The sequence below is a fragment of the Methylocystis echinoides genome (assembly GCF_040687965.1).
Lineage (GTDB): Bacteria > Pseudomonadota > Alphaproteobacteria > Rhizobiales > Beijerinckiaceae > Methylocystis > Methylocystis echinoides_A.
The window spans coordinates 2,423,230-2,438,801 of sequence record NZ_CP156084.1 but is presented as its reverse complement, the minus strand read 5'-3'; the positions used below and the strand labels follow the sequence as shown (position 1 = coordinate 2,438,801).

12 protein-coding genes are annotated in these 15,572 nt (G+C 66.9%); 3 read left to right on the top strand and 9 right to left on the bottom strand.

Going from position 1 to position 15,572, the window contains the following annotated elements; all coding sequences use genetic code 11:
- Window positions 1-93: 93 nt before the first annotated feature.
- Window positions 94-3,810, top strand: a complete 3,717-nt coding sequence (locus RVU70_RS11890; RefSeq protein WP_363346501.1) for a DNA methyltransferase — start codon at window positions 94-96, stop codon at window positions 3,808-3,810.
- On the opposite strand, the gene RVU70_RS11885 is transcribed toward RVU70_RS11890, so the two are convergent.
- Complete coding sequence (locus RVU70_RS11885; protein ID WP_363346499.1) at window positions 3,717-4,004, bottom strand: DUF3175 domain-containing protein; 288 nt, start codon at window positions 4,002-4,004, stop codon at window positions 3,717-3,719. The genes RVU70_RS11890 and RVU70_RS11885 overlap by 94 nt on opposite strands.
- Window positions 4,005-4,290: 286 nt before the next feature.
- Here RVU70_RS11885 and RVU70_RS11880 point away from each other — a divergent pair, with 286 nt between their 5' ends.
- Window positions 4,291-4,788, top strand: a complete 498-nt coding sequence (locus RVU70_RS11880) for a lytic transglycosylase domain-containing protein (protein ID WP_363346497.1) — start codon at window positions 4,291-4,293, stop codon at window positions 4,786-4,788.
- A 33-nt stretch (window positions 4,789-4,821) separates the two neighbouring features.
- Here the strand turns inward: RVU70_RS11880 and lptA are convergent, their stop codons facing one another.
- The 4 genes from lptA to RVU70_RS11860 all read right to left on the bottom strand — a co-directional run bounded on the left by lptA (window position 4,822) and on the right by RVU70_RS11860 (window position 7,123).
- Window positions 4,822-5,346 (bottom strand): lipopolysaccharide transport periplasmic protein LptA, encoded by a 525-nt coding sequence (lptA, locus tag RVU70_RS11875; protein WP_363346495.1) that lies wholly within the window; start codon window positions 5,344-5,346, stop codon window positions 4,822-4,824.
- 7 nt (window positions 5,347-5,353) lie between these two features.
- A complete protein-coding gene (lptC, locus tag RVU70_RS11870; protein WP_363346493.1) occupies window positions 5,354-6,124 on the bottom strand; it encodes an LPS export ABC transporter periplasmic protein LptC in 771 nt (256 codons plus the stop codon).
- A gap of 66 nt (window positions 6,125-6,190) precedes the next feature.
- Window positions 6,191-6,805 (bottom strand): ribonuclease D, encoded by a 615-nt coding sequence (locus RVU70_RS11865; protein WP_363346491.1) that lies wholly within the window; start codon window positions 6,803-6,805, stop codon window positions 6,191-6,193.
- Window positions 6,806-6,871: 66 nt separating this feature from the next.
- On the bottom strand, window positions 6,872-7,123 hold the full coding sequence (locus RVU70_RS11860) for a hypothetical protein (RefSeq protein WP_363346489.1): 252 nt from the start codon (window positions 7,121-7,123) through the stop codon (window positions 6,872-6,874).
- A 276-nt stretch (window positions 7,124-7,399) separates the two neighbouring features.
- Between RVU70_RS11860 and RVU70_RS11855 the strand changes: the two genes are divergently transcribed.
- Entirely contained in the window at window positions 7,400-8,548 is a 1,149-nt protein-coding gene (locus RVU70_RS11855) for an AI-2E family transporter (protein ID WP_363346487.1), read from the top strand.
- A 7-nt stretch (window positions 8,549-8,555) separates the two neighbouring features.
- On the opposite strand, the gene RVU70_RS11850 is transcribed toward RVU70_RS11855, so the two are convergent.
- The 4 genes from RVU70_RS11850 to RVU70_RS11835 all read right to left on the bottom strand — a co-directional run bounded on the left by RVU70_RS11850 (window position 8,556) and on the right by RVU70_RS11835 (window position 15,227).
- Window positions 8,556-9,731 carry a lytic murein transglycosylase gene (locus tag RVU70_RS11850; RefSeq protein WP_363346485.1) on the bottom strand — a complete coding sequence of 392 codons (1,176 nt, stop codon included), beginning with the start codon at window positions 9,729-9,731 and terminating at the stop codon, window positions 8,556-8,558.
- Between the two features lie 130 nt (window positions 9,732-9,861).
- Window positions 9,862-10,452, bottom strand: a complete 591-nt coding sequence (locus RVU70_RS11845; protein WP_363346483.1) for a hypothetical protein — start codon at window positions 10,450-10,452, stop codon at window positions 9,862-9,864.
- 135 nt (window positions 10,453-10,587) lie between these two features.
- Window positions 10,588-10,869: a hypothetical protein gene (locus RVU70_RS11840; protein ID WP_363346481.1), complete on the bottom strand. Its 282-nt coding sequence runs from the start codon at window positions 10,867-10,869 to the stop codon at window positions 10,588-10,590.
- Window positions 10,870-10,991: 122 nt separating this feature from the next.
- The gene (locus tag RVU70_RS11835) at window positions 10,992-15,227 is read right to left on the bottom strand and encodes a peptidoglycan-binding protein (RefSeq protein WP_363346479.1); all 4,236 of its coding nucleotides are present in this window, start codon (window positions 15,225-15,227) and stop codon (window positions 10,992-10,994) included.
- Between the last annotated feature and the right edge of the window lie 345 nt (window positions 15,228-15,572).

Here is a 15,572-nt window from a genome sequence, read left to right as displayed (position 1 = left end):
GCGGGGCCACCCTCCCCGCAAGGGGGAGGGATCGAACGCAATAGCCAAGCTTCCGCTATAGCCCGATCGGAATCCGACAGCTAAGCTCGGGCTATGCCCAAGGGCGTAGCTGATTCGGACGGGTCCGCGCTGGAGCGGTTCATCGAAAAATGGCTTGGCCGCGAAGGCGGGCAGGAGCGGGCGAATTACGCCCTTTTTCTTACCGAATTTTGCCTTGCGCTGAGCCTCCCGAGCCCGGAGCCCGCCGGCGCGGCGCGCGACACGAACGACTATGTGTTCGAGCGAAGGGTGCGCGAGACGCGGCGCGACGGCCAGGCGGCGCATCGGCGCATCGACCTCTATAAGCGCGACTGTTTCGTGCTGGAGGCAAAGCAGTCCCGCCAACAGAAGGGCGGCGAGAAGGAAATCGCCCAGCAAGGCCTTTTCGTCGAGGAGGCGGCCCCGCGCGGGCGGCGCGGCGCGGAGCGCGCCTGGGACGTGCTGATGGTGAACGCCCGCGCCCAGGCGGAGGGCTATGTGCGGCTTCTGCCCGAGGGGCACGAGCCGCCGCCTTTCGTCATCGTCTGCGACGTCGGCCACTGTTTCGAGATTTACGCCAATTTCCGCCGCGACGGAAAAGCCTTCGACCAGTTTCCCGACCGCCGCTCCTTCCGTATCCATCTTGAAGAGCTGCGGGAGCCCGAAAAGCGCGCGCTGCTCGCCGCGATCTGGACCGACCCGCTGTCGCTCGATCCGGCGCGCAAGTCCGCCCGCGTCACCCGCGAAATCGCGGCGCGGCTCGCCGCCGTCTCGAAAGCGCTGGAGGCCGCGCGCCACGCGCCGGAGATCGTGGCGATGTTTCTCATGCGGTGCCTCTTCACCATGTTCGCCGAGGACGTGGGCCTGCTGCGCAAGGAGGCTTTTTCCAAAATTCTCGACAGCTGCGCGAAAAAGCCCGACACCTTCCCCCACAAGGTCGGCCAGCTCTGGGAGGCGATGGACAGCGGCGGCTACGCCCATGCGCTCGAAGAGCGCGTCGCGCGCTTCAACGGAACCTTCTTCAAAAACCACCGCGCGCTGTCGCTGGGGCGCGAAGAAATCGGCGAACTGGCGCAGGCGGCGCGTTACGACTGGCGCGAGGTCGACCCGTCGATTTTCGGCGCGCTGCTGGAACAGGCGCTCGACCCGCATGAGCGGCGCCGGCTCGGCGCGCATTTCACGCCGCGCGCCTATGTCGAGCGACTCGTCGTCGCCACCGTCATCGAGCCCTTGCGCGAGGACTGGGCGGCGGCGCTCGCCACCGCCGAGCGGCAGAAATCGGAAGGACGGTGCGAGGCCGCCGTCGCCACCGTCGCCGCCTTTCACGACCGGCTCTGCGCAACGCGCGTGCTCGACCCCGCCTGCGGCACCGGGAATTTTCTCTATGTGGCGCTGGAGCTGTTGAAACGTCTCGAAGGCGAAGTCCTGGAGGCGCTCGCCGATCTCGGCGGGCAGGAGGCGCTGACCGGGCTCGAAGGCCACAGCGTCGGCCCGCAGCAGTTCCTGGGGCTCGAGATCAACGCGCGGGCGAAGGCGATCGCGGAGCTCGTTCTCTGGATCGGCCATCTGCAATGGCACGTGCGCACGCGCGGCGGCATGCCCGGCGAGCCGATCCTGCAGGCCTTCGACAACATCGTGACGAAGGACGCCGTGCTCGAAGCGGAAAAGGTCTTGAAACGGGACGCACGCGGCAAGCCGGTGACGCGGACGGGGCCGGACGGCGGAGCGATGGAGGTCTACGAGTACAGGAATCCGCGGCGGCCGGCGTGGCCGGACGCGGAGTTCATTGTCGGCAATCCGCCGTTTATCGGCGGCAAAGATGTCCGCGCGCGGCTCGGCGACGATTATGCGCAGGCGCTCTGGGCCGCGCATCCGCAGATGAACGAGTCTGCAGATTTCGTCATGTATTGGTGGGATCACGCCGCCGAACTGTTGACGCGCAAGGCAACGACGTTGCGGCGCTTCGGCCTCGTCACCACCAATTCGATCACGCAGGTGTTTCAGCGCCGCGTGGTGGAGCGGCATCTGAACGCCAAGGCGCCCGTGTCGCTCGTCATGGCGATCCCCGATCATCCATGGACGAAGGCGACGAAGGACGCGGCTGCGGTGCGGATTGCGATGACGGTAGTGGAAGCCGGAGCGAAAGAGGGGCGGTTGCTGGAGGTCGTGAAGGAAAACAGCCTAGAAACGGACGCGCCTTTGGTCGACTTTGCTGAAAAATACGGAAGAATAAACAGTGATCTCACTAGCGGAGCAGACGTGACGGGAGCCCTCGCACTTAAGGCAAACAAAGGTATTTCGTTCCGTGGAATTACTTATATGGGAAGCGGATTTATCATTCAGGAAAACGAAGCAGCTCTCTTCAGAACGGCAGGTGAAGATTATAACAAGTTTATCAAGCCCTATATAAGCGGTCGCGATTTGTCATCACGCCCTAGAGGGGTTTTCGCGATTGATTTATTCGGATTGCGTAAAGATGAAGTGGCAAGAAGAATGCCCCGCATCTACCAGCACCTTCTCCGGAATGTGAAGCCGGTGAGAGACCACGACCGGAGAGCCTCTTACCGTGAAAACTGGTGGATTTTTGCTGAGCCTCGCTCAGAATTCCGATCAGCAATCGATGGACTTCCGGCGTATATTGCTACTACTCAGACCGCCAAGCATCGTGTCTTTACAAGACTAGATCGACACTGGTTACCCGATCAAACTCTAGTTTTGATAGCCTCCGACGACGGGTTCGTGCTCGGGGTTGTATGCTCGCGCATTCATGCGATCTGGACAAAAGCCAATTCAGCCTCTCTTGGTGTCTATGTCGGAGACGTTCGCTACACAAACTCGCGCACCTTCGACCCCTTCCCCTTCCCCGACGCCGATGATCTGCAAAAGCACCGCATTCGCCAAATCGCGGAAGAACTCGACGCGCATCGAAAGCGCGTTCTCGCCGAGCATCCGCATCTCACGCTGACGGGGCTTTACAATGTGCTCGAAAAATTGCGCGCGGGCGGCGGGCCCTGCGTGTTTTCCGGCGCCGAGCGCAAGATTTTCGACGACGGGCTCGTGCTGATTTTGAAAGAACTGCACGAGAGGCTCGACGACGCTGTGGCCGCCGCCTATGGCTGGCCGGCCGATCTTGCGGAGGACGAGATTCTCATCCGCCTCGTCGCGCTCAATCGCGAGCGGGCGCGGGAAGAGGCGCAGGGCCATGTGCGCTGGCTGCGGCCCGACTATCAAATCCCCCGCTTCGGGCAGGCGCAGGAGCGCGCCGAACTCGCGCTCGGCGACGGCGCCGCCCGCCCGGCCCAGGCTGCGTCGAAGCCCGCCTCCCCGCCGACGACCACGGCCAGACGGCGGCCGTCGTCCTCGCCCTCGCCGCCGCCGAGGCGCCGCTCGACGCCGAGGCGCTGGCGAGCCGCTACAAGCAGGGCCGCCGCGTCGCCGCCAAGATCGCCGCCGTCCTCGCGGCGCTGGCCCGCACCGGCATGGTCGCCACGCTCGACGGCGGCCGCAGCTTCCTGCTGCGCCGAGTCGCGTAAGCCGCCGCCGGTCGCGAGCCGCGTCCCCCTCTCCTTTTGCGGCGAGGCGTTGGGGGGTCGACAACCTCGCGGCGTGATCTCCGCCCCCACCCGACCCCGCTTCGCGGGGCCACCCTCCCCGCAAGGGGGAGGGAGGGAAGCGGCGCGGTTCTTGGAAAATCTGCGTCAGCGCCCGAAAGCCTTGCGCAACTCGGCCTTCGCCTGCTCCAGCACGTGGCGGCGTTCGTCCGGCAAATCGCGGCCGGCGCGGTTGATGTAGAAGGTGAGCATCGACATGGCCGAGCGGAACGGCGTCGATTTTCGACGCTCGCTCGCCTCCGCCGAGCGCTTGAGCGAAAGCGCGATTAGCTTCGGGTCGTCCCAGGTGAAGACGCCCGCCTCGAGGTCGAGCGCATTGCTGCCTCGCGTGACCTCCTGCGACCAATAAGCGTCCTTCTCTGCGCCGCGCGCCATCTGTTGCCTCTCCGCAACATCCTTAAACGAAAAAGCCCGGCCACCGTTCGCGGCCGCGCTGACGCGCGCGCGACAATGTCCTTGAAAAGCAACTTCCCAGCGGCCGCAACCGCTTGTAAGAACAAGTGAAACTTAACGCTTTATTTACCCTGTCCGCATTCCATGGCGCAGATCGGGCGCCCGCGCGCGCGGCAGCTTGGCTGGCTTCCCGCCACGATTTCGCCATGTCTCTCTGGCGACTTAGCCAGGTTCATCGACCGGACGATTTGAAGGGAAAAATCTGAGCATGAAATCAACCGCTTGCGCCGCAGCCTTGGCGGCTCTCGCTCTTGCCGGATGCGCCGGGACAGAGTCGCCGATCGCCTCGGCCCCCGAGTCCTACGTCAATGAGCCGCGCAGCGATGAACCTGTGGCGGGAAAGGAGGCGCTCCATTCCCATATTGCGCGCTTCGCCCGGATGTATGATATCCCCGAATCTCTCATCCACCGGTCGGTGCGGCGCGAGAGCAATTACAATCCCGCGGCGCGTCACGGCCCCTATTGGGGCCTCATGCAGATCCGTCACGACACCGCTAGGCACATGGGCTACAAGGGCCCGGCGAACGGGCTGCTCGACGCCAAGACCAATCTCACTTACGCCGTGCCCTATCTCGCCAACGCCTACAAGCTCTCGGGCGGCAATGAAGCGCGCGCCATCAAGCTCTACGCCGGCGGCTATTATTACGAGGCCAAGCGCCGCGGCATGCTGGATCTCCTCCATAAGGAGCCGCTGGAGACGGAATAAGGTCCGTGACGGCGCGCGCCTGTCGGACGCCCGTTACTGACCTTTCGGGGTGAATGTCGAGCGCACCCGGCCGCCTTGTCCGCCGCCGCCCTGCACGGTCGCAATCCCGCTCGTCACGTCATAGACCAGCCGATCGCCCTTCACGATATTGTCGCCCTGCGTCAGGGTCACATTGCCGGTCAGATAGACCTTGTTGTCGGCCTTGTCGTAGCTGCCGCGGTCGCCGGTGCCGATCTGGTCCTTCGACACCAGCGTGACCGGCCCGTCGGCGTCGATATGCTTCACCCGGTCGTTATTGGCGCCAGCGTCGGGCGCGCCCTTGCCCTCGAGGAAGATGACGAGCCGCGATGCTTTGAGCGTCGACGGGCCGTTCGTGACGATGACGCTGCCGGAATAGACGAGCTTCTGGTCGGCGTCGAAATAATCGAGCTTGCCGGCGTCGATATTGAGCGGGTCCTTGGCCGTGGCCCCTGGCAAAACGCCTCCGGAACGACCCTTCGCGGCGACGGGACCAGCGAGCGCAAGCGCCGCAAGGGCGCAGATAATCTGGCGTTTCATCTTCATCTCACTGCGCCGCGCGCAACCCCCCTGGCGGCGCGCCGTCCTCTCCATACAGCACGGAGCGGACATTGCCGGTGAAGGTCGCGCGGCGTTCCTTCTGCGCGAATTCGACACGCTCTGAGTGGACCTCGCCGCCCTGGATCTTCAGCGTGACAGGCTTCTCGGACGTCATGACGCTCGCCTTGAAATCCATGGCGGCTGTCTCTGTCGTCAGGTCGAAGTTTTTTGCGTCCGTGATCTGGACGCCGCCGCTCATGTCGGCGCGGTCGACCTTGGTGCTGTAGACAGCCTTCGGCGCCGTCAACGTGACGGCGCCCTCGCCGGCCGTCTCGACGCGCACTTCCAGGCCGTCCAGATCAAAGACGTCGGGCTTGGCGATGTCCTGCACGCCGACGCGCGCCCGCACCTCATAGGGCCGGCCGTCCTTGCGATAGCCCACGAGCTTGGGGCTTTCGATGACGATGCGCGTCCCCTGAAGCGCGACGCGGGCGAGATTGAGGTCAACGGGCAGAAAGCGCAGCGACCCGATGAGCAGGCCGAGCCCGACGAGGCCGACCATGCCGCCGACGCCCCAGACGATCCAGCGGCGCAGCTTGGCGACCCGCGCAGTGTGACGCAACGCTTCGGGAAACGCGCTTTCTCGGCGCGCGGTGAGCCCGGCGAGCCGGTCGCGGCCAGTGGTCGGCATGGGGCCGACGCGCCCGTTCATTCCGGGCGTCGCAGGCGCGGCCGGAGGCGGAACGGGTGAAGCGTCAGCGGCGCTGCCGTCTGTCATGCGCGGCTTTATCCGGCTCCCAAGTGGCGAATTCGAGGCGCCGAGGCGCCATCCCTCATGCGCCGGTCACTCGTGGGAAAAGACATCGATTTCCGGCCAACCGCTTAGATCGAGCTCTGCGCGCGTCGGCAGGAAATCGAAACAGGCCTGCGCCAACTCTGTCCGCTCCTCGCGGGCGAGCATGGCGTCGAGCTTTTCCTTGAGCTGATGCAGATACAGAACGTCCGAGGCCGCGTAAGCCTGCTGCGCGTCGGTCAAGCTCGCCGCGCCCCAGTCGGAGGACTGCTGCTGCTTGGAAATCTCGACGCCCACGAGCTCGCGCACCAGATCCTTCAAACCATGGCGGTCGGTATAGGTGCGCGTGAGCTTGGAGGCGACCTTGGTGCAGTAGACCGGCGCCGGCATGAAGCCGAAAGTCTTGGCGAGGATCGCCAAGTCGAAGCGCGCAAAATGAAAGAGCTTCAGCACGCTCGGATCGGCCAGCAGCTTTTCGAGGTTGGGCGCGCGGGTCTGGCCGCGGGCGATCTGCACGAGTTCGGCGTCGCCATCGCCAAACGAGAGCTGCACGACGCACAGGCGGTCGCGGTGGGGATTGAGCCCCAGGGTCTCGGTGTCGATTGCGACAATGGACGAAAGAGCGGCCCCCGAGGGGAGGTCGCCCTGGTGCAGGCGTATCGTCATGGCGTCCGATTCGTTTAGTGCGGTTCCGCTCTCTTAGCGAAAAGCGGAAAGCTTGTCGAAACCGCGTTATTTCTGACGGCGGGCGGCCCCCTTGAACGGGCTTTCCCCCGCCTCCAGGCGATCCTCGATGAACTTCGCCCAGGCGATGAGCGGCTCGCAGACGGTGGCCGTGATTTGCCGAAAACTGAAGTCGGGATCGCCAGCGAGGCTGCGCAGCGAATGGCCGAGATAATAGGCTTCGACCAGCGTCTGCTCCAGCCGCACGCGCCCGCCGTCAGCGGCCTCGGAGCCTCCCGACTCGTTGACATCCATCATCATGCTCACGCTCCCCCAGCTTTCGTTCCCGGACGCGTCATCGCGGCCCTGCCCGGCCCGCCCGGCCTTGCCGGACGCGGGAATTCAACGACGACGTTTAGAACCCATAAACTCTCAACGCCGGGATATCGGAAACAGGCGCATTTTAAGGACACTATGCTACAGCTTAAGCGCATTCGAAAATCCGAGCCGCCGCGATCGGTGCGCGCCCCCGCCTCTTGCCAGCGGGAAAGGGGCCGTTCACTGTAATTTCAACGCAGCGCACAATGGACAACCCGAGTGACCGAGGAACAGCTTAGCTTCAGCGGCGCCGAGCGGCGCTTCAACGCCGTCTTCATCGAATTGTCAGTCCGCCTCTTCGTCATAGGCTTCCTGGCCTATTGGACCTTCGCAATCGTCGCGCCCTTCGGCGCGATGATCGTCTGGAGCGTCGTGCTCGCCGTGGCGCTTTACCCGCTTTTCGACCGGCTCGCGGCGGCGCTCGGCGGGCGCCCCACTGTCGCCGCCGCGCTAATCACGCTCGCGGCGCTGCTTCTCGTCATCGGGCCGGCGACATGGATGGGCGTCGGCTTTATCGATCCGGTAAAGGGCCTGATCGCCGGATTCGACAATGGCGACATCGCCGTTCCACCGCCGCCCGAAGCGGTCAAGAACTGGCCGATTGTCGGAGAGCAGATCTTTACTTTCTGGGCGCTCGCCTCGACCAATCTGCACAGCGCCCTGGCGCAAATTCTGCCGCAGCTCAAACCGGTCGGCGAATATCTGCTCGGCATGGTGCGCAACGCCGGCGTCGGCACGCTGAAATTCCTGTTGTCGATGATCCTGTCCGGCTTCCTGCTCGCCTATGCCGCGCCGCTCATGGTCGGGGTGCGGGCGCTGGCGCGGCGCATCGATCCGTCCAACGGCCACAAATATCTCGATATCGCCGGGGCGACGATCAACGCCGTCTCACGCGGCGTGATGGGCCTTTCGATCATGCAGGCCGTCGTCGGCGGGATCGGCATGTTCCTGGCGAATGTGCCCGGGGCGAGCCTGCTGACAATCGCCATTCTCGTCCTCGGCATTGTGCAGATCGGTCCGCTCATCATCGTCGCGCCGGTCGTGTTCTGGGCCTGGACCGTGCTCCCCACCGCCGGGGCGCTGGCGCTGACGCTCTGCATGCTGACGGTGAACTATATGGACAATGTGCTGAAGCCCTTCATCTTCGCGCATGGACTCTCGACGCCCATTCCGGTGATCTTCATCGGCGTCATCGGCGGCGTTCTGGCGCATGGCGTCGCGGGACTGTTCGTCGGCCCGGTCGTGCTCGCCGTCGTCTGGGAGCTCGGGACCGCCTGGATCGCCCAGGAAATCGCCGCCGGCGCGCAAAAGGCGCCGCAGCCCGAACCGCTCGTCGCGCCGCAGCAGGAGCAGATCGAAGCCTCCTGATCGACCCTTATCCGCCGCGCAGCGCCTTGAGCACTTTGAGGCTGGCGCGGCCGTTGCGCGGCAGACCGACGCGGCTCTGATAATCGGCGATCGCCTCCTTGGTCTTCGTGCCGATCACGCCGTCGGCGTCGCCGACGTCATAGCCCGCGCGCGTGAGCAGCGCCTGCAATTCGCGCCGTTCGGCGCGTGATAATCCCGGATCGTCCGTCGGCCAAGGAGTCTGAATGCCGGGGCGCCCCCGCAGCATGTCGGAGAGGACGGAGATCGCCAGCGCATAGGACTCCGCCGCGTTGTAGGAATAAATGGCGTCGAAGTTTTTGGTCACGAGGAAGGCCGGGCCGTTGCGCCCGGCGGGCAGCATCAGGCCGGCTGATCCGCCGCCGAGGCCGCCGCCGTCGAGCCGCGTGATTCCGCGCGCCTCCCAAAACGACATGGGCTGTTTGTGGGTGCGGCCGGAGGGTCCGGAATAGCCTTCGGGCAAGCGGACCTCGAAACCCCAATGTTCGCCGGCGCGCCAGCCGCTCTTTCTGAGGAAATTGGCCGTCGAGCCGAGCGAGTCGGCGGCGGAGCTCGCGATATTGCGGCGGCCGTCGCCGTCGAGATCGACCGCCGTGCCGAGGAACGTCGAGGGCATGAACTGCGTATGGCCGAAGGCGCCGGCCCAGGAGCCCATGAACTCGTCGCCGCGGATGTCGCCATTGTCGAGGATCTTGAGCGCCGCGACGAATTCCTTGCGCCAATAGTCGTTGCGGCGCGGCGCCTCGCAGGCGAGCGTGGCGAGCGACTGCACGACCGGCCGCTTGCCGAAACTCTTGCCGAAATCCGACTCGACGCCCCAGACCGCGACCACCGTCGCCGGATCGACGCCATAACGGGCTTCGGCGGCGTGCAGGGCGCTGGAATATTTCTGCAGCAGGACGCGCCCTTCCGCGACGCGCTCCTCGTCGACGAGGCCCGCGACATAGTCCCACACCGGCGTCGTGAACTCGGGCTGCTTGTCCATGAAGCTCACGGCGTCGTTGGGCTCGAGCCCATCGGTCGCCGCGGCGACGGTCTGTTGGCTGACGCCCGCCCCCGCCGCCGCATGGCGCAGGCCCCCGAGACAGGAGGACCACTCGCCGCGCGCCGGAGCCGCGAAAAGCACGAGCGCGGCCGAGGCCGCCAGCAGATGATTCGTCTTCATTGCCAAAGCCTATCGCAAGAAGACGTTTTTTTCACGGAAAGCGCGGCGCTCCCGAGCCAAAGGAGACGCGCGCGCGAGACCGCGCCGCCCAAAGCCGGGGGCCTCCGCGGCCGAGAGGCCCGGCGCCTCCTCAGACCGGCCGGTTGGCGTTCCGGTTGCGCACCGGGCCCATGCGCTCGACGCCTTGCGCGTAGCTGATCACGTCGAAGCGCGCATTGAAGCCCAGCGCCGCGTCGGCGACCGCATCGGTCTTGCCGCCGGTCGACAGCTTCTTCAGATCGCCCTTGTCGAGATAAAGAAGTTCGAGAAGCTCGTTATAGACCGTCGCCTCGTCGATCGGGAGCACGTGATAGGTGACGCCGTCGATCTCGACCTCATATTTGGCGAGAAGGTCGATGTTGTTGCAGAAGATGAAATATTTTCCTTCAGGCGAGAACAGGCCCTTCGTCACCTTAGCGAGGTCGGTCAGCCATTCGAAGGAATGAAGATAACAGGCGAAGAACGGGATTGTCGGTTCTCCGACATTCGCGATGGCGATCACCTGATCGACCGAGCGCTCCGGCGGACGCTTCTCGTCGGCGAGCTGCTCCTGGAAAATAAGCGCCAATTCGCCACGGAAACCAAAGCGGCCGGGCTTTTCGGTCGGGCCTTTCAGCACCGCGTTGAGAAGGCGGCCCTGCTCTTCCAGCGTCTTGAAGGCGGTGTCGGCAATACTCGTCATGTCGTCTCTCTTCGCCGTTTGGAATTCTTTGGCGGGAACGACTGAGCAACCGACATGCCAGCGGGTAAGAAACATGCGCCGGACAGCCTGCGGCGATCCGGCGCATGTTGAGCTTTTGGAACTGTGGCGGCCGCTTTACTGCTCGCAGATCCGGCGCGGACGCGAGCCAATGACGTCGCCATATTCGTCGAACACCGGCCGGCGCTCGGTCCAGCAGCGGACCGGCGGCGGCGGCGGCGCATAGACGACGGGCGGGGCCGACTGAGCCAGCGCGCCGCCGGCAATGGCGCCGAGCGCGAAGCCGCCAATGCCGGCGGCGATGGCGGGCCCGGCCGAGTCGGCCCTTGCGGGCGCGGCCGGAAGCGTCAGGGCCCCGATCGCCGAAGCGGCGAGAATCGCGGCGAGGAACTTGCGCATGGAAAACTCTCCCAAAGGGCGATGGGGCTTGGACGAATAGCCTTCCATCGCGACGTTAGCCACCGATGGTCGATGAATCGTAAATGCGCGGCGAAATGGTGACGCCTTTACGTCCATCTCCTTCAAATTGCGGAGATTTTCGGCTTCGCAGGCGGCCGCGTCGCAGGACCCGGGGCGCCTGGGGCCTTCGCCTTCTCCCAGCCGCCGGCGGGCGCCGGCGCCTCGTTGGCGGCGCGCGGCGGCTCCTTGGCGTGGAAGGCCGCGGCGGCGGCCTTCGCCGCGGCCAGCTCTTTGGAGTCGAGCCGGGCGGCGACTTCGTCCCGCTTCTTGGCGGCGTCGGCGTCGCCCTGTTCGGCGGCGGCGGAAAACCAGACATAGGACTGAACGAGACTCTGGCCGACGCCGAGCCCGCGCGCGTAGAGGATCGCCAGATTGTACTGGCTGTCGCGCACGCCATATTCGCCCGCCCTGCGGAACCACTCGGCGGCCACCGCATAATCCGGTTTGCCGCCGTCGCCGCCTTCGGCGAGCAGCACGGCGAGATTATGCATGGCGCGGGCGTTCCCCGCCTCGGCGGCGGATTGATAGAGCTTGCGGGCGCGCGAGTAGTCGCGCGCGACGCCTAGTCCCTTCTCATAGAGAGAACCAAGCCGGTATTGCGCCGGCGCGACGCCCTTCCCGGCGGCCTTTTCGAACCATTGCGCGGCGGTCGCCGGATCGCGCGGCACGCCGCGCCCCTCGGCCATGCGCAGCGCGAGTTCATATTGCGCCCCCGGATCGCCGCCCTCGGCGAGCGCCCGGATGGCGACGACGGCGTCCGGCGGCGGCAGCGGATTGAGGCCCGCTCCGCCAATCGAGCCGACGGGGGTCTTGTCGAGAGGCCCCGGCGTTTCGGCCTGCGGCGCGAGCATCCTGGGCGGCGGAGCGGCCGGAGGGCGGGGCGCCGCTTCCGGCGCGTTGGCGGAGGGGCGGGCGGGCGTCGCCGGCGCGAGCGCGGGCGTCTTCGCCGCGCCCTGGCTGGCGCCCGTACGCGCGGGGGCGCCTGGCCCCGGGGCGGCTTCGGGCTCGGCGTCGCTCTCGGTGTGGGCGGCCTCGGCATGGCGTCTGTCCTGGCGCCATTTATCCGCGCCCTCGATTCCGACGCGGGCGATCTGATAGGCGCCGATCATCAGCACCAGCGCGCCGAGGCCGAGCAACAACGGCCGCTTGCGTTCTTGAATGGCCGCGAGAAGGCCGCCGCTCTTTCCCTCTGGCGCCCGCTCGCCGCTCTCAGCGAAGGCTTCGGCGCGCAGGGCGGCGTTGCGGCGTTCCTGATACGCCGTTTCGGCGGCGGCGGCGTCGCGCGCAGCCTGCTGAGCGGCGCGGCGCGCAGCCGCGATGAAATCCATCTGCGCGGATTCCGGCGCCGCGGCGAAGGCGGTCTCGCGTCGCTGCGGGCGGGGCGCGCCGGGCGGCATGAGGAAATCGCCGAGTTCGTCGTCATCCGTGAGACGCGACGGCGGACGCGGCTCCGCGGCGGACGCCGGCTGCGCGGCTGCGCCAGCTTTTGCGGGCGCGGTCACGCCGGTTCGAATTTCGGTCAGCTCGTCCTCGAACATCGCCAGACGATCGACGACGCGTTCGAGGGTTTCGTGCACCGCGAGCAGCGTCTCATGGGTGCGCTGGCCGCTTGCGTCCTGCTTGTCCCGAATGTCGGCGAGCTCGCGCTCAAGCGCCGCGCGCAAGGCGCCCGGGCCGGGGCTCGCCTCGCGCAGGATCTCCTGCGTGGCGCGACGTACGGCCTCCTCGGCGGCTAAAGAGGTGGCGCTTTTGGTCTCCTCCATCTGCGCGACGAGGGCGGCGATCTTCCCTTCGACGGCGGCGAGGGCGGCGCCATTGTGGTCGTTGCGGTCGAGACGTTTCGACAAGGCGCCGATCTGCGTCTCGAGCGCCCTGAACGCCTCCGCGTCGCCTTGCGAGTCGGCCGCCTGATTGATGCGCGCCGCGAGCTGTTCGACAAGCTCGGCCATTTCGAATTGGCGCGCCGCCGGCGAGGCTTCCTCCACCCGATGCGCCAGCGCCGATTGCATGCGGTCGAGCCGCGCGGCGATGTCGTCGAGCTGCGGATTGCCCGTCCCCGCCGCGCTCAGCGTCGAGTGGGCGCCCGGATCGTCGAGACGGTCGATCTTTTGCGACAATTGTTCGAGCTGGCGGCGGAGCGGCTCGATGTCCGGCGCGTGCGCATGCGCGGCGAGCGCCGTCTCCACCTTGCGATCCAGTCCGCGCACCAGATGTTCGATGGCGCCGATGGCGGGCCCCTCGGCGCCCCCCTGCTCGAGCCGTTGCGCGAGCGTCTCGCGCATCCCGTCGATACGTTGAGCGAGATCGCGAAACTGCTTTTCCGCGGGAGGACTCGCGAGCATGCCCTCGATGCGCGCGATCGCCTCGGCGGAGACGGCGTCGGGCAGCAAGCGCGTTCCGAGCGTGTCGAGCTTGCGGCCAATTTCCTCGAGCGCGGGCGTCTCCGGTTTTTGCTCCAACGCCGTATCGAGCTTGCGCGCGAGACCCGCCACGAGCTTCTCGAGCCCGGAGGTGTCGACGCGTTGCGCCGCGCCGTTCTCGAAGCGCTTGGCGATCATCTGGCCGAGATCGTCGATGCGCTTGCCCAATTCGTCGATGCGCTTGCCGCCGGCGCTGGCGACGAGCGCGTCCACCTTGCCGGCGAGCTGTTCGAGGCGGCCGTTGAACGTGTCGAAACTCGCGTTCGTCTCGGTGGAGACGATCGCGCGGATCGAGCGCGCGACTTCGCCCATGTCCAGGGCGGCCGCGGCCTTGGCGGCGACGCCGACCCCCGTGCGCGTCAACGCGTCGACGCGCTGGGCGAGGTCGACCAGGCGCGTCTCGATCTTCTCGAGCGGCAGCGGACGGGCGGCGAGCGCTGCGAGCTGCTCGCGGATTTCGCCGACCCGCGCGACGAGGTCGCGGACGAGCGTGGCGTCGCCGGGGCTCGGCTGCTGAAGCGAGTCGAGCCGGCGCCCGATGGTCAGCACGTCGGCGTGGAGATTACGGACGATCGGGCTCGGGTCGAGATCCCGGATGGCGGCGCGCAACTCGCCGGCGATCCGCTCGGCCGGCGCCAGCAGATCATCGGCGACGCCGCGGCAGCGCTGCGTCTCGACACGGCGCGCGAGATCGTGCAGCGCCGTCTCGATGGCGGCGACCGAGGCGCGGGGCGCGAGGTCGCCAATCGCCCCGGACATCTCCTCGAGGTCGCGGCGCAGGCCCTCGATCTGACGCATCGCCACCAATTGCTGATCGGCGCGCTGCGCGGCGCCCTGCCGCACCGTTTCGAGCTGCGACGAAATCGAGTCGAGCGAGGCGTGAACCGCGGCGAAACGCTCTGCCGGGGGCGCGCCGTCCCAGACATCCGGCGCGGGCGCGGGGGGCGGAACGACGGGCGCGGCGGGCGACGGGACAGCCGGCGCCGGCTCGGGCCGCTTTGGCCCCTGCGTCGGCTCGGCGGCGTTGAGCGCGCGCTGCCGGCGGGTGATCTCGGCGATCGCCGCGTCGAGCGGGCGACGGGGCGGCGGCTCGGCATGATCCGCGGCCGGGCTCGGGGCGCGGCCGCGCGCGCGGGGCTCGGGGTCGAGCCGACGGGCGATCTCCTCCAGGCGCCGGTCGAGCCCCTCGAGCGCGCGCTCGACGTCGGAGACGCGGTCCGCGTCGGAAAGCTCGTCGAGCCGCGCCTCGAGCCGCGCCAGCGCGGAGCGAATGGGGCGCGCGTTCGCGCCCGCGGACGGCTGTTCAGATAGGCGCGACTCGATGCGCCCCAGCCGCTTCGCCAGGAACGCCAAGCCCTCTTCTGCGCTCTCGCGGCTCAATTCGCCGTCTTCGACCAGGCCAGCGAGATTGTCGAGGGCGCGCGCGGTCTGACGCTCGCTCTGGGCGATGCGACGGCCGAGGACCGCCGCCGCGTCGGCGAAAATCTCCTGCTGGTCGCGGCGTGGGGCGCGACGCCCGCGCGACTCGCGCCGGGGCTCGTCATCGTCTTTCTCGTGAAATGCTTCGTCGCGGCGCCGGCGGGGTTCCGCCCTGAGCTCCCGCGCGTCGTCGCGCCAGCGGCGCGGCCGAGGTTCATCGGCGCGCTCACGGTCGTCCCGCGCGCCGCCGCCGCGCGCGAGCCGTCGCGCGATCGTTTCGACCCGATCGTCCTCATCGTCAGTGTCGAACGCCTCATCGTCGAACGCCTCCGCCTCCGCCCGAATCACATCGTCCAGCCAGGCGCCGAGGCGTTTCCCGGACCGGCGCGCTTCCGCGCGGGCCGAGCCGCCGGCGTCGTCGTCGAGTCCACGGTGTTTGCGGGAAAGTGCCTTGGTCATGTGCGTATCCGGCAAGCCCGTCTGTTGCGGATGGCTCGAGAGAAGAGTGAACGAAAACAACCCGTGGGTCGGCTCGACAGCGCCCGCGAATCGGGGCGTTAACCATAGATGGCCGAGACGGCGCCGTGAGCGACTTTCCTCTGTTTGCGGTAAACAAGCCGTTAAAGCTCCGGCAATCTGTCAACCTTCGTTCATGTTTACGAAACAAATGATTAGCCATGCTCGCCTTATTCCGTTTCGGGCAAGCCGCCGCGCCTATCCGTAAACCACTTGAGCTATGTTCACGCCCCTATTGCGCGCGCCACGCGCCCTCTCTACCTAAGACGCGAACGGCGTCTCCTCCGG